The sequence below is a fragment of the Streptomyces sp. NPDC107500 genome (assembly GCF_055582785.1).
Genome location: NZ_JBVJPF010000004.1, coordinates 25,133 through 45,072 on the forward strand (window position 1 = coordinate 25,133; position 19,940 = coordinate 45,072).

Sequence of the window (19,940 nt, forward strand, 5' to 3'; positions counted from 1 at the left end):
TCCGGTCGTCCACGAGGGGCGGGGCCGGCGTGCCCATAATGGCCGCATGGACCGCGAGTCATCCGCACGCCACCTCCCTCCCGACTGGCTGGTCCGCAACCTCCGGACACCGAGGACGCCGCTGAACAGGGCGGCGATGGCACGGGCTGCCGTCGGCATGACGGCGCCCCTGGCGATCGGGCTCGCCCTCGGGCAGACCGCGTTCGGCGCCCTCGCCTCCATGGGAGCCCTCAACGCGGTGATCGGTGACACCGCCGACGCCTACCGCCTGCGGGTCCTCAACATCGCCGTCCCGCAGCTGACCGGGGCCGTGGGCGTGGTCCTCGGCTCGCTGGTGCACGACGGCGGATGGGCCGCCGTCGCCGCCCTGACCGGCGTCGCCCTGGTGTCCGGCATGATCTCGACCATCGGCGCGGTGGCCTCCGCCTCCGGACTGCTCCTGCTGCTCAACGCCGTGATCGGGGCGGGACTCCCGCTGCCCGGCACCTGGTGGGCGGCTCCCCTGCTGATGACGGGAGGCGGGCTGCTGGTCCTCCTCCTCGCGCTCCTCGCCTGGCCTCTGCGGGCCGGAGTGCCGGAGCGCGCCTCGGTCGCGGCGGCCTACCGATCGGTGGCCGACCTGCTCGCCGCGGGGAGCGACCCCGACCGGTACACCGCCGCCCGCTTCGAGGTCACCAAGGCCCTCAACCGCTCCTACGACCTGCTCCTCGCCCATCGAGCCCGCCACCACGCCCGCAACCGCGAACTGACCCGGCTGATCGCCCAGTTGAACGCCATCAACCCGGTGGCCGAGGCCGGCCCCCACCGTCGGCCTCACGGGCGGCGCCCTGCCGCCGGAAGTACCCGCGGCGGTCCACCGCCTCGCGGACGCCGTCGAATCCGGCACGGGGGGCGGGCAGCCGCTGCACCTGCCCGCACCCACGACCGAGGCCGCCCGCGCCGTGGACCACGCTCTGGTCCACGCCGCCGAGGTGGTCGCCAACCCCGACGTCGATCCCTGGGGGCTCGACTACCGCACGGGCGGGGCGGGCGCGGTGAGTGTGCGGGCGACCCGCGCGGCCCGGGGCGTGGTCCTGTCCGCCGGCTCCTGGCGCTACGGGCTGCGCCTCGCGCTGTGCATCGGTCTGGCGCAGGCGCTCGTCTCGCTGGTCCCCGTACCCCGCTCGTACTGGATCGCCCTCACGATCACCTTCGTCCTCAAGCCCGACTTCGGTTCGGTGTTCTCCCGGGCGCTGCTCCGGGCGCTGGGAACGGTGGCCGGGCTCGTGGTGGCGGCGACGGTCCTGGCAGGGGTACCGCGCGGCTGGTGGGACGTACCGGTGCTGCTCGTACTGGCCCCGCTGATCCCCGCTCTGACGCCCCGCGGCTACGGCTACCAGACGGCGGCGATCACCCCGGCGATCCTCCTCCTGTCGGACGTCCTCAACCAGGAGGGCACCGACCTGCTGCTCCCCCGGCTGCTCGACTCGCTGCTGGGGTGCGCGATCGTCCTGGTCGCGGGCTACCTGCTGTGGCCGGAGAGCTGGCACACCCGGGCCGGCCACCGTCTCTCGCAGGCCGTCGCCGACACCGCGGCGTACGTGGAGGCTGCCTTCGGCGAGAACTCGGACGCCTCGGCCCGCACGCGGATGCGCCGCCGGCTCTACCGCGACCTGTCGACCGTGCGCACGGAGTTCCAGCGGGCCCTCACCGAGCCGCCGCCCACCGGTCGGCGCGCTGCCGCGTGGTGGCCCCTGGTCGTCGCCGTCGAGCGCATCGTCGACGCGACCACCGCCGCGCGCATCCGGGTCCACCACGGGGCGCCTCCCCCACCGGTGGCGGAGACCCGGCAGCTGGCGGAAGAACTGCGTGAGCTGGCCGAGTGCCTGCGGGGCGCGGAGACCCTCCCGGCGATTCCCGCTCGCCCGGCGCTCCTCTCGGACAGTGTGCTGGAACCGGTACGGCGCGAGGTGACGGCGGCGAGGTCGATCGTAGAACGGAACTGACGCCGCCCAAGATGATCGCCGTGCAGAGGATCGTCGGCGCAGTGAACAGGACCATGGGGATCAGGTCCCGCGCAGCGAACGTCCGACCGCCGTGCTTGCCACGCCGCTCCGGCGGCGTCGACCGGCCGACGGGTCCGGTCCCGACGGGCCCGTCGCGAGCCATCGCTCACGCGGTCGCCCGGACGGCCTCGCCGATCAGCCGTGCCACGTCGCGGGGGCGCGAGACGCCGACCGCGTGGGAGGCCGTGACGCTGACCAGGGTGGCCTCCGCGCGTTCGGCCATGAAGGCCTGTGTCTGCGGCGGGATGTTCCGGTCCTCGGTGGCCACCAGGACCCACGACGGAACATCCCGCCACGCCGGAACGCCGGACTTCTCACCGAGCGCGGCGTCGGTGACGGGCCTCTGGACGGCGGCCATGGTCGCGGCCGTGTCCTCGGGGACGTCGGCGGCGAACTGCTGATGGAACTTGTCCGCCTGGATGTAGAGGTCCGCGACCCGGCTGCCGTCCGGCAGGGTGACCGGAACCGGGCGGAGCGCCTCACCGAGGGTGCTGCCCGGGAACATGCCGGCCAGCTCGAGCGCGCTCTCGCCCTCATCCGGCATGAAGGCCGCGACGTAGACGAGCGCCTTGACGTGGTCGAGTCCCCGGGCGGCGTTGGTGATGACCGCGCCGCCGTAGGAGTGACCGGCCAGGACCACAGGGCCGTCGATGGACACCAGCAGCTGGCGGACGTAGTCCGCGTCCACGGTCAGCCCGCGCAGGGGGTTGGCGGCCGCCACCACGGTGTGGTCGTGGGACCGGAGTTCGTCCACGACACCGTTCCAGCTGGAGGAGTCCGCGAAGGCGCCGTGGACGAGAACGACGGTCGGCTTCTGTGCGTGCATGGGTATGCCTTTCTTCTTCGTCTTCATCGGAATGGGATGGAGCGGGGAGAGGTGGAGCGGGGTGCTCCTTCGTGCGTGCGCACGAGTGCCGGGGCGCCGGCGGGTCAGTCGGTACCGAGGGCCTGGCGCAGGACGTGCACGGCCTGTTCCACGGCCGCAGCCGAGGCCCGGGTGCCGCGCAGCGGGTTCAGCATCATGAAGTCGTGCAGCGTGGCGTTGTAGCGCACGCTGGTGGTCGGCACACCGGCCTGGACGAGCTTGCGGGCGTACTCCTCGCCCTCGTCGCGCAGCACGTCGCACCCGGCGACGATCACGAGCGCCGGCGGCAGTCCCCGTAGTTCGTCGGGGGTGGCACGCAGGGGCGAGACCGTGATGCGGGCCCGCCCGGCCGAATCGGTGGTGTAGGCGTCCCAGAACCACTCCATGGCCTGCGCCGTCAGGTGCGGGCCGTCGGCGAATGTCCGGTAGCTCTCGGTGTCCTGGGCCGCGTCCGTGACCGGGTAGTACAGCGACTGGTGCAGGAAGGTCACGTCGCCGCGCTGCTTCGCCAGGTGCGTGAGGGCCGCGGCCATGTTGCCGCCGACCGAGTCACCGGCGACGACCATGCGGCTGCCGTCGAGGTCCTCCTCGGCGCCCGCGCCGGTGATCCACCGGGCGGTGGCGTAGGCCTGCTCGACGGCGACGGGGTACTTCGCCTCCGGGGAGCGGTCGTACTCCACGAACACCAGGGCCGCGTTCGCGCCCACGGCCAGTTCGCGCACCAGGCGGTCGTGGGTGCCGGCGTTCCCGAGGATCCAGCCGCCGCCATGGATGTAGAGGATCACGGGCAGGGCCCCTGTGCTGCCCGCGGGCCGGACGATGCGCACCCGCACGTCGCCGGCCTCTGCGGCGACGGTGGTCCACTTCTCGTCGACGGCGGGCAACCCGACGGGGTGCGCCTGCACGTTGTCGAGCCGCTCGCGGGCACCGTCGACGCCCAGTTCGTACAGCAGGGGCGGGGCGGCCGCCGCCTCCGCGAACGCCTGCGCGGCGGGCTCGAGAACGAAGTCACTCATACCGCGTCTCCTCCAGGTCACGTGGAATGTTCTGAATCTTTCACCCCGTATGACCGGATTCGTCGCCGATGTGTGACGCGTGTGGGTGACCGGGAACGGGATCGGCTGCCCGGTGGGCCGCTGGAGCACTTCTTCCGGATCTTGGTTTGCACGGACTTCGCACGCCGCGGCGCGCGCTGCTGCCGGCGGGGCCGCCAGGGCTGGCGGGTGACTGTCACAACTCCCCCGGCTGCCCGGTCAATACCGGTGACGGACCGAGTGACGCCGCTCGGGTCCTCGCCGCCCAGAAGGAAGTGACGCCCGTGCTTTCCGGTGCCCGTACGACCCGAAGTCCAGCCGAGCCCCCGGACACCGCCGCCGTCGGCGTGTCCCTGGCCGCGCAGGCGGCTCTGCTGGAGACACGGGCCCGCATGCTGCGCGAAGCGCTCAACGCGGTTGACGCACAGATACGGGAGACCTCCGCGAGACTCAGCCGGCTGCGGCAGCGGGACGTCGACGGCGCGCCGTGACTCCCGCCTCCGGCCGGGTGGCGGACGTACGCGACCTGGGTGCCGACTCACGGGGATCGAGGGGCGCCCGGGGCGCTCACACGCTCGGCCCCGAGGGCGGGTGCGCACCTGCTCCGGGCCCTTCGCGATTTACCGTCCAGCGGTCTCCGGAGCACCGCGAGGGACGTAACACGTTGTCACACTATCGTGGCCCTTCGACGGGATTGAGTGCTCCGTCCGCGCACATGGTGTGCCCGCTGAAACGTTCGTTCAGAGTCACTTGTACGATTGCCGGCGCCACGCGAGAAGGGACGATCCATGCACGCCGGCGCCCACCCCGACCCGCTCGGCCGGGCGACGGAGGAATTCCTCTGTCTGCGGCCCCGTCTCTTCGGTGTCGCGTACCGCATCCTCGGCAGTGCCGCCGAGGCCGAGGACGTCGTTCAGGAGACCTGGGTGCGGTGGCAGAACGCCGACCGTGACGCCGTTCACGAACCAGGTGCCTTCCTGACCACCGTCGCCGCCAGACTGGCGATCAACCTCGCCCAGTCCGCGCGGGTACGCCGTGAGACCTACGTCGGTCCGTGGCTGCCCGAGCCCGTGGACACCGCACCCGACCCGCAGTTGGGCGCGGAGCGCGCCGCAGCCGTCGAGATGGCCGTGCTGCTCGTTCTGGAGAAGCTGAACCCCATGGAGCGGACCGCCTACGTGCTGCGGGAGGCGTTCGACTACCCCTACGACCGGGTAGCCGAGATCCTGGAGACGAGCAAAGCCAACGCCCGTCAACTGGTCAGCCGTGCTCGCAGGCACCTGGCCGACGAGCGCCGGGAACGTGTCGACCCCGCGACCCACCGGCGTCTCCTGGAGGTGTTCCTCCTCGCCGCGCGGACCGGTGACCTGGCCGTGCTCGAGGACGTCCTGACCGCGGACGTCGTCAGCTACTCGGACGGTGGCGGCATCCGGGGCGCATCCAAGATCCCGGTGGTCGGAAGGCTGCACGTCTCCCGGTACCTCGCGGCCTTCGCGCCCCGTTTCTGGCCGCAGGCCGAGACCCGCTGGGTCGAGGCCAACGGGCGTCCCGCGGTGCTGGTGCTGAAGGCCGGAACTGCCGTGGCCCTGCTGTCCGTCGACGTGTGTGCCGAGGGCATCGACCGGATCATGTGGGTGATGAACCCGGCCAAGCTGACGCCCTACGCCGCGTCCCTGGCCGACTGATTCGCCCCGGAAGCCGACCTGCGCATGCCCCGCCGTCTCAGGCGCCGGAGGGGCGCGGGTGGTTCCAGGACCGCAGCTTGTCGGGATTGAGGACGACCCACACCAGGACCACGTGCGCTCCGGCCACGTCGAAGGTGATGACGGCCGCCACCTGGTCGTCGTAGCGGGCGACGAGGCCGGTGCGCCCGTTCACGGAGTGGGTGTGCAAGGTGGTGCGAGGGTGCCTCGCGAACATCGTCAGCAGGCTCCGGGCGACCCGTTCGGCGCCGTCCACCGGTCGTGTCAGCGCGCGGACCTTGCCGCCTCCGTCGAAGAAGGCGGTGACATCCGGGGCCAACAACGACAACAACCGGCCGCTGTCGCCGGCGGCGCACGCCCGCCGAACCGAGCGCACGATCCGCTCGTGCCGGTGCGGCGAGATCGGCTGTGCCTCCTGGGCGCGCAGGCTGCGGAGGGCCCGGTCGGCCGGCTCGGTGCACTCCGGCTCCGAGCGGCCCACGAGGCCCGCGACCGTGTCCGGCGGCTCCCCGAAGACGTCGCTGAGCACGAAGGCCGTGCGCTCCGCCGACGTCAGGGACTCCAGGGACCGCATCAGCACCGCGCCGGCCTCCTCCTCGACAGCGGTGCCCGGGTGGCCAGCTCCCTGCGGTGAGCGATGCTCCTCCGGCTGCCGGCAACTCCGCGATCGGCACCGACTCACCGGCCTGTTCCACAGCGCCTCCTCCCCCGATCGGTCTCCGTCAGCCACGGCCGCCGGTGCGGCCGGGGCCCGGGGACACCGGCCGAGGCCCGCGGGGACGCTGCGCCCTGCTTCCATGGTGGAACGGCGCGGTGTCCTCCGGTCCTCTCGGTATGTCAGTTGGACCGGGGTGCGGTACCGGATGTGACACACCGCCCGGGCCTGCGCATCCGAGGGTGGTGCCCTGGGCGTCCTGGCCGCGCCCGGGCACTTACGAGACCGGTACCGGCGCGTGACCCGGGGGGTCACGCGCCGGGCCGGGTCAGTGACGTACGACCTGCGGAGCGATGTCCTCGGTTTGGTCGCCGGTGGTGGCGGCGGAGCGGCTGAGGGCGGTCGTCCGGGTCGGGTCGGTGCCGCAGAAGGCGGCCTCCAGAGTGCCGCCGAGGATGGTGTTCACCGTGCCGTTGTTGGAGGTGTTCGCCATCGACGACATGCTGCGCCGGCCGTCGGCCGTCGTGAACGCGTAGGTGTAGTAGCCCTGGACGGTACCGGTGTGACCGTAGACGGTGACACCGCAGGAGAGCTTCCGCCCGCGCAGCCCGAGGCCGTAGGACTGGGTCTGGTCCGCGTTGACCGGGACCAGGCTCATCATCTCGCGCAGCTGAACGGGGGCGACGAGCTTGCCGGAGACGAGCGCGGCGAAGAAGCGGTTCAGATCCGCGGAGTTCGAGATGACGGCACCGGCGGACTGCGCCCACGAGGCGGTCTGCTCGGTCGAGTCCACCAGCGGCAGTGTGGTGTCGTCGTCGCGTACGTATCCGCGCGCGTAGGAGCCGGTGAGGGTGGTCCGCGGGTGGACGTAGGAGGTGTTCTTCAGGCCGAGCGGCTCGAAGATCCGCTGCTGGTACTGCGTGGCGATCGGCACACCCGTGGTGTGTTCGATCATCAGGCCCAGCACCACGAAGTTGGTGTTGGAGTAGCTGTAGGCGGCCCCGGGCCTGCCGGTGGGGGCGTGCGCCGTCGAGAGGTCGATGAGTTCCTGGTACGTGAACACCTTGTTCCGTACGGCTTCGAAGCCGGGAACGGTGTGGTAGAACATGTCGTTCGTGTAGTCCCACAGCCCGCTGCGGTGGCTCAGCAGGTGCCGCACGGTGATGGCGTCGTCCGGCAGGGCCTGCGGCAGGTAGTCGTTGGCCGGGGCGTCCAGGTCGATGCGGCCCTCGGCGACGAGCTGCATCAGCACCACGGTGGTGAAGCTCTTGCTGACGCTGCCGACGCGGAACCTGCGGTCGGCGTCCATGGGTGTTCCGGCGGCCCGGTCCGCCTTGCCCATGGAGAGCCGGTAGACCGCGGAGCCGGAGTCGATCCGGGTGAGGGCGCCGGGCGCCCCGGCGGCCATCGCCTGCTTCTGTACGGCGAGGACACCGGTGGGCGAGGGCTGGGGAAGTGTGGGGGTCGAGTCCGCGACGGCGGGCGAGGCGGTGACCAGGGCGGCCACCATCGCGGAAGCTACGAGCGCGAGGCTCGTGTTTCTGATACGCATCCGATTCTCTTCACGTGTGATCGGGCGGAGGCCCTGGACTCCGTTCAGGAACTGTGAATCCCGTCTGTACAGGGGCATGTTGCCGCTCCCTGTCCGCGCGACGGACGTGATCTCCAGGGCGCACAGAACGATAGCCCAGACCGGATCACGTCAGGTCGAGGTCGGCGTACACCTGGTGGTGGTCGGAGTACCGGGAGGGATGCACGCGGTGCTCGCCGGGGGCGATGCCACGCAGGAATACGTAGTCGAACTTGCTCTGCCAGTCCGTGGTCGCCCGGCAGGTGCCGGCGGCCGTGCGCGTCGGATGGCACCGGGGGTCCGTGTCGACGGCCAGGGCCCAGATGCGGGAGAGTTCGGGGGCGTCCGGCACCGCGTTGAAGTCGCCCAGGACGACGGCGCGTTCGTGCCGGGCGACCTCGGTGGCGAGCACGGCGACCTGTTCCGTTCGGACGGACTCCTGCCGGCGCTGGGCGAGGTGGGTGTTGAAGACCCGGACGTCCTGGCCGCCGACCTCGGTGGTGACCGCCATGTACCCGCGGTCCTCGGAGCCGCCCTCGGGGTACTCCTTGCTGACGTGGTCGCGCATGGGCGCGGCGGAGAGGACGGCCTGGCCGAACGCGCCCGGGTTCCACGGTGTTCCCCCGCAGCGGCTCCGCTTCTTCAGGACCATGCCGTACTCGACGTGGTAGACGAGTCCGTGGAGGTTCTCCAGGTGGTCCCGGATCGCCTCGACGTCCCGTACGCAGGCTTCCTGCACGCCCAGGACCTGGGGGGCGAAGGAGGCGATCTCCGCGGCCCGGTGGACGTTGCTCTCCTTGCACGGGTTGCAGAGGTTCCACGTCATGACGCGGTTCGCCACCACGTCCCGCACGGGCTCGACGCGCCGGCCCGGGCCGGCGTCGGAGCCACTGTGGGAACCGGAGCCGACGAGGATCACGCAGAGCACGGCCATCGCGCCCACGAACCACCGTGTGCCTCTGCGCACCATCGCCTCCCCCGGGGTCGACGCGCGGAGCGTCCCCCGTCCTCACGCACGAGGATATCGGCGGCCGGGGACGGCCGGGACGACGAGCCGTGCCCGGTGTACTCCTTCTCGTCCGGCCTCCCCCGCCGCGCCACTTCGCGGACGTCGGGCGGACCGTCCGCCCACAGGCGCCGCAGGACGCGGTAGATCTTCTGATGGATCGCCATCCAGAAGCACCCGGCCCACTCACCGGTTCGCACGATTTTCACGTTTTCTCCATGATCTGCGTTCCCGTCCCGTATGGTCCTGGGCTACGGCGGACGTCCACCCCCTCTTTCCGGCCACCTGAGCCGGTCGATCAGGGCGCACGGATCCGCCGATGGCAAGGGCCCGTTCGGGTGAGCAGGCGGCTGCCGGGGGGCACCGCCGGGGGGACGACGACATGACACAACTCCAGGAAGAGCCGCGTTCGTACGGCTCCGGCCGGCCGCGTCCACTGACGCGGCGCTTCGTCGCGGCACTGGCCTGCTGCCTCGTCGGAGTCGCGGCGGTCAGCGCGTGCGGCGACGGTGACGGCTCGGCCGAAGCCGAGTCCGCGACGAGCACGAGCAGTACGCCCACGACCGCCGTGACCAGCTCCGAGCCGGCCACCGACACACCGCTGGAGGCCGATACCACTCCCAGCGAGCCGGCGTACACGGAGGAGAGCGAACCCGACGAGGACCCGTACGCGACGGATCCCGAGACGGAGAGCGGCGACGAGGACGACGTCTCCGAAGACGCCTCCGGCGTGCCGCACGGGGAGTGGAGCGGCACGGCGCAGGTCACCGTCGACTTCGCCGACCCGGGCTGTGCCGCCGACTCCCGGTCCTACACCCTTCCCGCCACACTGATCATCGACGAGCCGGTGGGGACGGAGGGCAACTCCTTCCACCTCTCCTGGGCCAGCGACGACCAGACCGCGGACGGTGCCTTCGGCGTCACCTCGGCGCACAGCGGTACCGACACCGTCGACGGGGAGTCCGTCGAGATCGCCTACTGGTCGCTGTCCGACGACGGGGACGGCTCCTTCTCCGGGCAGCTGACCGACACGGCCGCGTCCGCGGGAGCCTCGCTGAACCTGCTCTTCGTGCCCAAGCCACTGTTCCAGTGCGGCACCTACACCAGCTTCCCGTACGGCATGAACACCGACACCACGATCGAGGGCAGCATCACCGACGGCTCCGCGTCCGTCACGCTGAGCGGCACCACGGTCGACGGCACGAGGAGCTTCCGTGTCGAATGGTCCTGACGCGCCCGCCCGGCTGGAGGCGTGGGCCACGGCCATCGCGTCGGCGTCCGCACCGCACGAGACCGACTTCGCCGTGCACACGGCGCTCACCTACGCGCGGGGCGGCCGGGGGCGCCGGGCGCTCGTGCGCCGGGCCCCGTCGGTCACGGCGGGCAGCGGTGGTGAACTGGTCACGACCGTCCTGCCCGCCCTGTGGGACGCGCTGGCCGCCTCGGGCGAGCTGTTGAAGTCCGCGCTGGGCTCGCCCGTGGTCGCCAACGGCGTCTCCACGGCCACCCTGCTGCTCGCCGTACACCGGCGACGCGACGGCGCCCCACCGGCGGACGGAACCGGCGGGTCCGCACCGGCGGAGCCGGCGGCCGGGGGCGACGAACTGCTGGTGCTGGCCCGTGCGGTGGCCGAGGTGTCCCGGCGTCTTCAGGCCCACGGGATGGATCCCGCGGCGGCGGACCAGGCGGCCGCCTCGGCCGTGGCGGCGCTCCACGCGGGCCGGGACGAGGGGGCCGGGGTCTTCCTGGACCTCCTGGCGGGCGAGGGCCGGGACGACGCGTCCGGTGAGCGGTCGGCAGGTGCCCCACGGACCGGTCTGCGACGGCTGGCCGCCCGGGTGCCCGGGCTGCGGCGCTCCGCCCGCGCCCGGGGCCGTTCGCGATGACGGCGCACGCGGCTCACGGGGGCGTCCGCCTGCCGCCGCCCCCGTGGCTGTGGCTGCTGGTCTGCACGTACCTGTGGGAGCTGCCCTCGGGCGTGGTGTGGTGGCGTGAGCAGATCCGCGACCTGTGGACGGACGACGGCGCCTACGGCCCTGAGGTCGTCGCGAGCCCCGGGTTCGCCGCGCTCCGCGCCTCCACGGTCAGCCAGCTCATGCCGTCCCTCGTCCTGGTCGCCGGGCTGCTGGCCGTGGCCCTGCCCCACCTGCGGGGGTGGTACACACGCCTGCGGTACCGCCTGGTGCCGCTCACGGCGCTGGGCTCCACGGACGCCGCGGCACCCCAAGGGGTGGGCGGTCTGCGGGACTTCGCCGCCGCTGTCGCCCCGGGCGCCACGGTCATGGTCTCCATGTGGGGCAAGGGCCCTCCCGCGCGCGTCTACGCGGCGGGCTGGCGGGAGCGACGGATCGCCGTGTCACTGGGGTTCCTCGCGCTGTGGCGCCGGGACCCCGCCCGGGCGAGGGCACTGCTGCTGCACGAGGCGGGGCACCTGGGGTCGGGCGAGCACCTCATCGCGGGCCTCGGCAGCCCGTTCAATCGGGCCGTGCAGGCATGGCCCGTGGTCTTCCTGGCCTTCGGGGCCGCCCCGCTGGTGTGGCTCGCCTGGCGGCACGAGCCGACGGCGTCCCTGATGTGGCCGCAGGTCGTGGTCGTGCTGTCGCGGGCGAGCGTGATCATGGTGCCCGTGGCCGCGCTGTGGTGCGCGGAGCTGGCGGCGGACCGGCACGCGGCCGCGGTCTGCGGGCGGCGTGCGGTCGAGCACGCGCTGGACGAGATCGGCGCGGGCGGGGGTCGGGCCCGGGGAGGCCTGACCCATCCGCCGTGCCGTCTGCGCCGGTGGTGCGCCGAGCGGGCCGACGGGTCACTGGTTCCCGCTCTGCTGGCCCTCGCCGGCCCGGTGGTCCTGCTCGTGCACGCGGCGGTGGTCGTCTGCTTCACCACCGTGGCCCTGGTGCTCGCGGGCGATCCCTGGTCGTCCGCCGCGGCCAGCAGCCTGGACCTGGCTCACCGCGACGTCCTCACCGTCCCGTTGTGGTCCGCCCTGGTGGGGCTGGCCGTCCTTTGGCCGCTGCTCGCACCGCGCTGGTCGCGGCTGTGGGGTGCCGGAAGGGCGGGGAACGGGGACGTGGGCGGTGCGGGCCGGGCGGGCGACGGGCTCGGACGGAGAGCCCGGGCCGCGGTGATCATGCTGCCGGCCGTCGCCCTGGCCGTGGCACTGCTGCCGTCGACCGGTGCCGTCGAACGGGACCCGGTGCTCCGTCCGGCGGGCCCGGAGGCCGGCGCGGAACGCTGAACGTCAATCGCCGCGCGCGACCGCTCCCCTTGCGGACGCGCGCGGTCCCGGCTCGTCGTCATCCACACCGTTCACAACGTTGCGCGGCCGTGTGACACCGGCGCAGCGCCGGCACGGCCGGCCGGTCTCAGGGCCGCTCGGCCCGGTACAGGCCCCGGCCGGACCGGCGGACGCGCGATGCGCCCACGAGTCGGTCGAGTGTGCTGCGGACCGCGTTGATGCTGCCGCTGTCGGTGTCCCTGCCCAGTGCCGCCGCGACGTCCCGGGCTCGTACGTCCGCGTCGCCGACGCCGGCCAAGTACTCGAGGATCTGCTCGGTCAGCCTGCCGTAACCGCGCTGGTCGGGCTGGTTCCCGGTGCCGGAGGCCCGGGTCCTGCCCTTGGTGTCCCGGCGACGCGGACGCCGGCTGCCCGGGGCTCGTGCCGCGTCCGCGGCGGGTTTCGGCGCGGGGCCGGCGGGACTCTGGGCGGCGGCCCGCCCGGCGGGCTCCGGCTCGCCCGAACCGGACGGGGCGAGGGCTACCGGCGCGGCGCTCATCAGGACCTCAAGCGCGCTCAGTGCCCGCTGGACGGAGCCGAGATGGGCGACGACCGCCGCAAGCTCCCTCTCCAGGGACTGCTTCTGGAGTTCGAGGCGTGCCAGGTCTTCCTGGAGGCTCTCAGCAGTGACCTCGATGTTGTGCGCGGCGCCGGTTGCCGAGACCATGTGTTCCTCTCGTTCTCGACTCTTGCCCGGTCATCATAGGCCGCGGCCGAACTCCAGGTTCCCTAAGAGGCGTCGAGAGGATGCCTCATCCATTGTTGCCACTGTCTCGAGTCGGGGCAGACGAACGGTACATCCACCGCAGCCTCTCAGGGGCCGCCTCGCCGGGGAAGGGTCACTGCTGCCGGGCGAGCCAGTCGGCGTACCGGGTCTCGGCGATGTGGGCGTCGGGGCCGGGCAGGAGGGTGGTCTCCTGGAGTTCGGCGCCGAAGTACGGGGCGTGCGGGTCCGTCACCACCGTACGGGGGTCGTTCTGGGCGGCGAGGGTGTCACGCAGGAGCTCGTCCAGCCGAAAGGCCTCGGGTCCTGCCACCTCGGCCACACCGTTGACCGGCTGCCCGACGGCCGCGCGACCCATGGCGGCGGCCACCTCGTCGGCGAGGATGGGCTGGATCTTCACCGGTGCGAGGCGCACGGTGTCACCTTCCGTCGAGGACGCCGCGATGCCGCTCATGAACTCGAAGAACTGCGTCGCGTGCACGATGGAGTAGGGGATGCCGGAATCCTTGATCAGCTCTTCCTGCGCCACCTTGGCACGGAAGTAGTCGCTTTCGGGCAGCCGTTCGGTACCCACCACGGACAGGGCGACATGGTGGGTCACACCGGCTTCCGCCTCCGCCTTCAGCAGGTTGGTGGTCGAGGTGCGGAAGAACTCCATGACGGCGTCCTTCTCGAAGGACGGGGAGTTCGAGACGTCGACCACGACGTCAGCACCCTGGAGCACCTCGGGCAGTCCCTCGCCCGTCAGGGTGTTGACGCCCGTGTTGGGCGCGGCGGGGACGGCTTCGTGGCCCTGCTCCTGGAGCTTGGCGACGAGCTTGGAGCCGATGAGGCCGGTGCCTCCGATGACTACGACCTTCATGATTTCTGTCCTCTCGGGGCTTGTTCTCGAGGTTTCTCGGGGCTTGTTCTCGGGACTACTCACCAGGAATGACCGAACGGCGGCCGGATCTGTGACACGGGACGACGGCCGAGGGGGGAACTTCTCGACCTCGGCACATGGCGTGCGCGTGGCTGGGGCGGTTCAGCCGCTCGACGACGCCGCGTAGGACGCCAGCTTGTCCGGGCTCATCACCCACATCAGCCGGTCGATGCCCTGGGCCGACGCGTCGATGCAGAGCAGGGCCACCGCCTTCCCGTCGGAGTGGACCAGCACGGCGGGGCGATCGTTCGCCTCGACCCAGCGCACCTGCGCCCCCGGCCAGAAGCGCGGTGCGAAGGCGGTGAGGTACTTGGAGACGTGCGGGCGCCCGACCACCGGGATCCTGGACGCTCCCCGGATGCCGCCGCCGTCGGCGTAGCTGACGACGTCCGCCGCGAGGACCTGCTCCAGGGTCCGCAGGTCGCCGGTCTGCGCCGCCGTCAGGAACACCTCCAGCAACCGCTGGTGCTCGCTGCGGCTCACCTGCTCCCGGCGTTCGGTGGCGAGGTGTCTGCGGGACCGGCTCACCAGCTGACGGGCGTTGCCCTCGCTCGTCTCCAGGATCGCGGCGACCTGTCGGTAGGGGTAGTCGAACGCCTCCCTGAGGACGTAGGCGGCCCGCTCCACCGGGTTGAGCCGCTCCAGCAGCAGGAGCACCGCCATCTCGACGGCCTCCGCCCGTTCCGCTCCCATCTGGGGGTCCGCGCTGGTGTCGACCGGTTCGGGGAGCCAGGGCCCGACGTATGCCTCACGCCGCACGCGGGCCGACTGCGCCGTGTTGATGGCGAGCCGGGTGGTCACGGTGGCCAGGAAGGCGGCCGGTTCGAGGATGTCCGCGCGGTCGGCCTTCTGCCACCTCAGCCAGGCCTCCTGGAGCACGTCCTCGGCCTCGACGCTGCTGCCGAGCACGCGGTAGGCGATGCCGAAGAGCTTCGGACGGGCCTGGATGAAGTGCCGTGTCGCCTCCTCGAGCGAGCCGAGGTCGTGGCCTGCGTGCATGGTGCCCCCTTAGGCCGGGCTACGGGCCATGCTACGCGCGGCCCGGTGGTGTCGCCGCGCGGCGCGGGGCCGGTCAGGGGGCCGCGGACGACGCCTCTCCATGTCGGCCGGAACGCCCGTACCGCCCTGCGCACCGGGCCGCTCGGGGCCCGGTGGGAAATCAGCTGTCACAGATCGGCGTGCTGTCCGGTCCTGTTCTCAGCGAAGCGATTCCACGCCCACCGCGGGTGAGAGAGGTGGACCATGATGCTGACCCGCCGCCGGGGCCCGTCGGCCCCGGCACCGTGCGCCGGCTCCGGCAAGGGGGAGCAGAGAGGCCCGGGGCCGGTCGGCCTGGCGGCCCTCCCCCGGCCCGGGGCCGTGGGGGTGGGCGTGGGTGGGGTCCTCGAAGCGGCCTCCGCGACGGCACGGTGGGGGGCCGGACTGTGAGTACGATCGCGTTTCTCAACATCGGCATGCACGGACACATCAACCCGACGCTGCCGGTCGCGGCCGAACTGGTCCGGCGCGGCCACACCGTCGTCTACCACACATCCCCCGCCTTCCGGGAGGAGATCGCCGCGACCGGCGCGACCGTGCGTCCCTACCCGGGAGGGGACCAGCCGCTTCCCGACCCTCCGTCGCCCATCACGCTGATGGAGGCGCTGGCGCGCACCGCCCTGGACCTGCTGCCCGCCGTCCTCGCCGACCTGCGCGACGACCGGCCCGACCTGATCGTCCACGACAGCGCCTGCCTGTGGGGCGCGCTCGCCGCGCGGGCGCTCGGTGTCCCCGCGGCCTCGTCGTTCACCACGTTCGCCTACAACCGTCATGTGCCCAGCCCCACGCGCGCCTCGCGGGAGCTGCTGGCCGGGGCCGCGGCCCGCCCGCGGAACCTGGCGGGCTATGTGGGGGCCCGGCTGGCGCTGCGCCGCCGCTTCGCCGCGACGGGCGTGCCGCTGCTCGACCTGGCGGACATCCGGCAGCCGCTGAACCTCGTGTACACCTCCCGTGCCTTCCAGCCCGCCGTGGAGGAGTTCGACCGTTCCTACCGGTTCGTGGGCCCGAGCATCGGTGCCCGGCCCGACGACCCGTCGTTCCCCTCGGACCGCCTCCGGGACCCGGTGCTCTACGCCTCCCTGGGCACGGTCTTCAACGCGGACCCGCGGCTGCTGCGTACGTTCGCGGCGGCACTGTCCCCGTTGGCCGGCACCGTCGTGGTCTCCACCGGGCAGACCGACCCCGCCGCACTGGGCGCCCTGCCGGACAACGTGCTCGCCCGGCGTTCCGTGCCGCAGTTGGAGGTGCTGGACCGCGCGGCGCTGTTCATCACGCACGGCGGCATGAACAGCGTCAACGAGGCCATGTTCGCGGGCGTTCCGCTCCTGGTCGTCCCGCAGGGCGCCGACCAGCCCATGGTCGCCAGGCGCGTCGTGGAGCTGGGGGCCGGGCTGTCGATCCGTACGGAGAACGTCACCGAGGACTCCGTGCGCGCCGTCGCGCGGCGCCTCCTGGCGGACTCCCGCTACCGGGCCGCCGCGTCCGGGCTGCGGGAAACCCAGCGTGCGGCGGGCGGCTACCGGCGTGCCGCCGACGAGCTCGAGCGGTACCTGCGCCCGGCCGGTGCGGGGCACCCGGCTCCCGCCGACCCGCAGGGGGGCTGACGATGACACCCGCCGTCGTCGCCCTGCTGTTGCTCGCCGGACTTTCGGAGGCGCTCGGACGCGTCACGCCCGTCGCGGTACGGCGACGAGGGGTGCCCCGCCGCCGGATCGTCCGGCTCGTCCTGGCCGGCGCGGTCGTCGAGGGCGCCGTGTTCGCGCTCTGGCCGCTGACCGCCTGGACCCTGGCCGAGCTGCTGCTGGGCTCGCCGCCGCCCGGTGGTGGGCTGGAGTGGACCCCCGGCCTCATCACGCCCCTCGTACTCTCGGCCGTGCTGGCGTTCCCCCTGATAGGCCCGCTGCTCCACCTCCTGCTCTTCGTGGGGGTCGGAGCGGGTCTGACCGGTCCGCTGGCCGCGGAGACCGGTCTCGGCTGGTGGACCGCGGCCGGCTGCGTGGCCGTGGCCGGTGTGGTGCTCGGTGTCACGGTCGAGGGCGTCCGGCGGCTGGTCGTGCGGATCAGCACCACCGACACGGCGGAGGCCTCATGAACGACCTGCTGCTCTGGGCCGTCGCCCTCGGACCGGCCCTGCTGGCCGAGGGCCTGCTGGCACGCTACGAGGTGCTGGCCTACGGCGCCGGCTGGCGGGCGCCGACCACCGAGCTGCCGGAGGGGGTGCCGTACGCGCGGGGCGCCGACCCGGACCGCCCTCCGGCCGCCTACCTGGTCTACCTGGACGGCATCGGCAAACGCCGCGTCCGGGACAGCCGGGACGGCGGCCAGTTGGTCAGGGCCGTGCTGGCCGGAGCGCCGGAGTTGCGGGTGCTGGGTCAGGTGCAGCCGTACTCCCCACTGGCCGACCCGCTCGCCGACCGGCCGGTGTGGTCGTGGCTGCGCCGCCGCGTCGGGCTGGTGCTCTTCCTGCACAACGTGATGCAGATCTTCGTGGCCGCCGACCGCCGCTACCGGCCGCTGTACAACCGGGCCGTCGGTTCGCAGATCGCCACCCAGCTGCTCCTGGCAGGCTACCGACCCGGCAGCGGCGTTCCGGTCGTTCTGCTGAGCTACAGCGGCGGTGCGCAGGTGGCCACCGGCGCCGTAGACGAACTGCGCAACCGGCTCGACTGCCCCCTGCTGCTCATCATGTTCGGCGGCTTCCACAACGGTGCCAACGACCTCACGCGCGCGGAACACGTGCACCGGCTCACCAGCTCCGGCGACCGGATCGAGCGGGTGGGCACCTGGATGTTCCCGCAGCGCTGGCCGCTGTTCCGGGGCAGCGGATGGAACCGGGCAGCCCGCGAGGGCAAGGTCACGGTGCACCGGTTCGACCCGGCCACCCATGTGGGACCGCGCAGCTACATCAGCCGGAGCGCTCTGCTGCCCGACGGCCGCACCCATCTGGCCCGCACCGCCGACACGGTGGTGGAGCTGATCCGGGACCACTGCCGGAGCCATGCCGCGGAGGGGCCGCGGCCCTGACGGTCCGAGCCCTCGGTGAGGTGATCACCGAGGGCTCGTCGGCATGACCGAGACCGGAGGCGTGCCCGGTGACGGCTGGGCGGGTTCATGCCTGGAACTCGGTGAGGTCGATGGCGTGAACGCGCAGTGGGTAGCCGTATACCGGGTGGGTCGTCTCCCGCTCGGGCGCCATGCCGAGCTTGCGGATGACGTTCTCGGAGGCGTTGTCCCCCACGCGGCTGATGCTGATGACACGGTCCAGGCCGCGGTCCTGGAGTGCGAACTCCAGTGTGGCGTGCGCGGCTTCGGACGCGTATCCCTGGCCCCAGAACGGTGAGCCGAGCCGCCAGTTGATCGCCACTGCGGGCATCACCTCCGGCAGGAACTCGGGCACGGACAGTCCTGTGAAACCGATCAGTTCGCCCGAGGCCAGCAGTTCGACGGCGAAGAGTCCGAAGCCCTCCTCGTCCCACTCCTCCTCCCAGCGTTCGATGTCCTCGGCCGTGCGGTCCAGGTCGCGCACCGAGCCATCGTCAGTCCAGCGCATGACCCGTGGGTCCGCGTTGATGTCCGCCATCGACGTGAGGTCGTCGTCGTGCCAGCTGCGGAGGAGAAGACGGGGTGTGCGGATCTCGGTCATGCGCCCATCCTGCCGAAGGCGAGCACCGCATCGGTAATCCGGTGCTCGCCGGCGATGCCGCTTGGACAGCGCGGTCGAGAGGCCAGACCCTCGAAACGGGCCCTAGAACACGTCGCGCAGGGTCTCCAGGAGGCGGGCGATGTTCGCCTCGTCGCGGCGGTAGTAGGTCCACTTGCCTCGGCGGGTGGCGACCACCAGCCCCGCTTCCCGCAGCATCGCCAGGTACTGCGACGTGGTCGACTGCCCGAGACCGGTGCGCCGCTGGATGTCGCTCACGCAGACACCGATCTCGATGTCGCCGGGCTCCTGGCCGGGAAAACTCATGGGGTCCTTGAGCCACACCAGCATCTGTCGGCGGGCCGGATTGGACAGGGCCCGGAACACAGCGAGCAACTCCGCCTCCGAGAACATACGGTGATCGTAACCCACAGACATATTGACGATTCGCAATATGACGATCTAAGGTCACCGACATGTCCACTTCGATGCGCGTCATGGAACTCGTCCGTTTCGGCGACGCGGACACCGCGTTCGTCGTCAGAGAGCTGCCGAGACCCGTGCCCGGCCCCGGACAGGTGCTGGTGCGTGTGCTGGCCACGTCCGTCAACCCCCTCGACCTGCAGACCCGGCGCGGTGACTACCGAGACCAGGTCGCGCTGCCCGCGGTGATCGGCAACGACGTGTCCGGCGTGGTGGTCGAGACGGGCCCCGGGGCGGGCGAGTTCCAGCCGGGCGACGAGGTCTGGTACTTGGCGCCGGTCTTCGCCGGACAGGGCACCTACGCCGAGTTCCACGTCGTCGACCAGGCCCTGGTCTCCCCCAAGCCCGCACAGTTGTCGCACGTCGAGGCCGCCGGTCTCGCACTCGTGGGCATGACGGTGTGGGAGGCACTGGTCGAACGCGCGAAGGTGCGGCTCGGTGAACGGGTCCTGGTGCACGGCGGAGCGGGCGGGGTCGGCTCGGTCGCCATCCAGGTCGCCGGCGCGCTGGGAGCCGAGGTGGTGACCACCGCACGGGCACGGGATCACGAGTTCGTCACCGCTCTGGGAGCCGACCACGCGATCGACTTCTCGGCCGGTGACTACGTGCCGCGGGTCCGCGCGCTGGGTGGTGTGGACGTAGTGCTGGACACGGTGGGCGGGGACACCCTCACCCGCAGCCCGGAGGTCCTCACCGACCGGGGCCGCGTGGTGTCCATCGTGGACATCCCCGAACCTCAGAACCTGCTCGCCGCATGGGGGGTGAACGCGACCTACCACTTCCTCTTCGTCAGCCCCGACCGCGCGAAGCTCGCGGCCCTCGGCCGACTGGTCGAGCAGGGCAAGATCCGGCCGGTGATCGGAGCCGTTCTACCGCTGGCCGACATCGCGCAGGCGCACGCCCTGCTCGAAGGCGGCTCCACCGGTGAGGGTCGCAGACGCCCGCGTGGCAAGATCGCCATCGCTGTGGACCGGTGAGGGT

General features: G+C 72.2%; 19 protein-coding genes and 1 pseudogene. 10 read left to right on the forward strand and 10 right to left on the reverse strand.

The window, feature by feature from the left end; all coding sequences use genetic code 11:
- The first annotated feature begins 46 nt into the window (after positions 1 to 46).
- Positions 47 to 1,985, forward strand: a pseudogene (locus ACZ67M_RS16585) (FUSC family protein).
- 166 nt (positions 1,986 to 2,151) lie between these two features.
- Here the strand turns inward: ACZ67M_RS16585 and ACZ67M_RS16590 are convergent.
- A complete protein-coding gene (locus tag ACZ67M_RS16590; RefSeq protein ID WP_469851392.1) occupies positions 2,152 to 2,871 on the reverse strand; it encodes an alpha/beta fold hydrolase in 720 nt (239 codons plus the stop codon).
- A gap of 104 nt (positions 2,872 to 2,975) precedes the next feature.
- The gene (locus tag ACZ67M_RS16595) at positions 2,976 to 3,926 is read right to left on the reverse strand and encodes an alpha/beta hydrolase (protein WP_469851393.1); all 951 of its coding nucleotides are present in this window, start codon (positions 3,924 to 3,926) and stop codon (positions 2,976 to 2,978) included.
- Positions 3,927 to 4,228: 302 nt separating this feature from the next.
- On the opposite strand from ACZ67M_RS16595, the gene ACZ67M_RS16600 reads away from it, so the two are divergent.
- Together ACZ67M_RS16600 and ACZ67M_RS16605 are read left to right on the forward strand one after the other, a co-directional pair.
- Positions 4,229 to 4,435 carry a hypothetical protein gene (locus ACZ67M_RS16600; RefSeq protein ID WP_469851395.1) on the forward strand — a complete coding sequence of 69 codons (207 nt, stop codon included), beginning with the start codon at positions 4,229 to 4,231 and terminating at the stop codon, positions 4,433 to 4,435.
- A gap of 297 nt (positions 4,436 to 4,732) precedes the next feature.
- Positions 4,733 to 5,629, forward strand: a complete 897-nt coding sequence (locus ACZ67M_RS16605) for an RNA polymerase sigma-70 factor (RefSeq protein WP_469851396.1) — start codon at positions 4,733 to 4,735, stop codon at positions 5,627 to 5,629.
- A 37-nt stretch (positions 5,630 to 5,666) separates the two neighbouring features.
- Here ACZ67M_RS16605 and ACZ67M_RS16610 read toward each other — a convergent pair whose 3' ends face one another.
- The 3 genes from ACZ67M_RS16610 to ACZ67M_RS16620 form a co-directional block, all read right to left on the reverse strand.
- A complete protein-coding gene (locus ACZ67M_RS16610; protein WP_469851397.1) occupies positions 5,667 to 6,227 on the reverse strand; it encodes a sigma-70 family RNA polymerase sigma factor family protein in 561 nt (186 codons plus the stop codon).
- A gap of 403 nt (positions 6,228 to 6,630) precedes the next feature.
- On the reverse strand, positions 6,631 to 7,854 hold the full coding sequence (locus tag ACZ67M_RS16615) for a serine hydrolase domain-containing protein (protein ID WP_469851398.1): 1,224 nt from the start codon (positions 7,852 to 7,854) through the stop codon (positions 6,631 to 6,633).
- A 145-nt stretch (positions 7,855 to 7,999) separates the two neighbouring features.
- Positions 8,000 to 8,842 (reverse strand): endonuclease/exonuclease/phosphatase family protein, encoded by an 843-nt coding sequence (locus ACZ67M_RS16620; protein WP_469851400.1) that lies wholly within the window; start codon positions 8,840 to 8,842, stop codon positions 8,000 to 8,002.
- Between the two features lie 418 nt (positions 8,843 to 9,260).
- On the opposite strand from ACZ67M_RS16620, the gene ACZ67M_RS16625 reads away from it, so the two are divergent.
- The 3 genes from ACZ67M_RS16625 to ACZ67M_RS16635 are packed head-to-tail and all read left to right on the forward strand — an operon-like array spanning position 9,261 to position 12,113.
- On the forward strand, positions 9,261 to 10,109 hold the full coding sequence (locus ACZ67M_RS16625; RefSeq protein WP_392012858.1) for a hypothetical protein: 849 nt from the start codon (positions 9,261 to 9,263) through the stop codon (positions 10,107 to 10,109).
- On the forward strand, positions 10,093 to 10,764 hold the full coding sequence (locus ACZ67M_RS16630) for a hypothetical protein (RefSeq protein WP_469851401.1): 672 nt from the start codon (positions 10,093 to 10,095) through the stop codon (positions 10,762 to 10,764). Before ACZ67M_RS16625 ends, ACZ67M_RS16630 begins: the two co-directional genes overlap by 17 nt.
- Positions 10,761 to 12,113, forward strand: a complete 1,353-nt coding sequence (locus ACZ67M_RS16635) for a hypothetical protein (protein WP_469851403.1) — start codon at positions 10,761 to 10,763, stop codon at positions 12,111 to 12,113. Before ACZ67M_RS16630 ends, ACZ67M_RS16635 begins: the two co-directional genes overlap by 4 nt.
- A 127-nt stretch (positions 12,114 to 12,240) precedes the next feature.
- Here ACZ67M_RS16635 and ACZ67M_RS16640 read toward each other — a convergent pair whose 3' ends face one another.
- The 3 genes from ACZ67M_RS16640 to ACZ67M_RS16650 all read right to left on the reverse strand — a co-directional run bounded on the left by ACZ67M_RS16640 (position 12,241) and on the right by ACZ67M_RS16650 (position 14,797).
- Positions 12,241 to 12,819, reverse strand: a complete 579-nt coding sequence (locus ACZ67M_RS16640) for a hypothetical protein (protein ID WP_469851405.1) — start codon at positions 12,817 to 12,819, stop codon at positions 12,241 to 12,243.
- A gap of 172 nt (positions 12,820 to 12,991) precedes the next feature.
- Positions 12,992 to 13,738, reverse strand: a complete 747-nt coding sequence (locus tag ACZ67M_RS16645; RefSeq protein WP_469851406.1) for an SDR family oxidoreductase — start codon at positions 13,736 to 13,738, stop codon at positions 12,992 to 12,994.
- A gap of 162 nt (positions 13,739 to 13,900) precedes the next feature.
- Positions 13,901 to 14,797: an RNA polymerase sigma-70 factor gene (locus ACZ67M_RS16650; RefSeq protein ID WP_469851408.1), complete on the reverse strand. Its 897-nt coding sequence runs from the start codon at positions 14,795 to 14,797 to the stop codon at positions 13,901 to 13,903.
- Between the two features lie 425 nt (positions 14,798 to 15,222).
- Here ACZ67M_RS16650 and ACZ67M_RS16655 point away from each other — a divergent pair, with 425 nt between their 5' ends.
- Genes ACZ67M_RS16655 through ACZ67M_RS16665 form a run of 3 tightly spaced genes read left to right on the forward strand, consistent with a single transcriptional unit; the run spans position 15,223 to position 17,860 of the window.
- Positions 15,223 to 16,440 carry a macrolide family glycosyltransferase gene (locus ACZ67M_RS16655; RefSeq protein WP_469851410.1) on the forward strand — a complete coding sequence of 406 codons (1,218 nt, stop codon included), beginning with the start codon at positions 15,223 to 15,225 and terminating at the stop codon, positions 16,438 to 16,440.
- A 2-nt stretch (positions 16,441 to 16,442) separates the two neighbouring features.
- A complete protein-coding gene (locus ACZ67M_RS16660; RefSeq protein WP_469851411.1) occupies positions 16,443 to 16,928 on the forward strand; it encodes a hypothetical protein in 486 nt (161 codons plus the stop codon).
- Positions 16,925 to 17,860, forward strand: a complete 936-nt coding sequence (locus tag ACZ67M_RS16665) for a hypothetical protein (protein ID WP_469851413.1) — start codon at positions 16,925 to 16,927, stop codon at positions 17,858 to 17,860. The genes ACZ67M_RS16660 and ACZ67M_RS16665 overlap by 4 nt, the downstream gene beginning before the upstream one ends.
- Before the next feature lie 85 nt (positions 17,861 to 17,945).
- Here the strand turns inward: ACZ67M_RS16665 and ACZ67M_RS16670 are convergent, their stop codons facing one another.
- Complete coding sequence (locus ACZ67M_RS16670; protein ID WP_392101762.1) at positions 17,946 to 18,479, reverse strand: GNAT family N-acetyltransferase; 534 nt, start codon at positions 18,477 to 18,479, stop codon at positions 17,946 to 17,948.
- A gap of 102 nt (positions 18,480 to 18,581) precedes the next feature.
- Entirely contained in the window at positions 18,582 to 18,890 is a 309-nt protein-coding gene (locus tag ACZ67M_RS16675) for an ArsR/SmtB family transcription factor (RefSeq protein WP_392012877.1), read from the reverse strand.
- Positions 18,891 to 18,952: 62 nt separating this feature from the next.
- Between ACZ67M_RS16675 and ACZ67M_RS16680 the strand changes: the two genes are divergently transcribed.
- Complete coding sequence (locus tag ACZ67M_RS16680; protein ID WP_469851415.1) at positions 18,953 to 19,936, forward strand: zinc-binding dehydrogenase; 984 nt, start codon at positions 18,953 to 18,955, stop codon at positions 19,934 to 19,936.
- The last annotated feature ends 4 nt before the right edge of the window (positions 19,937 to 19,940 follow it).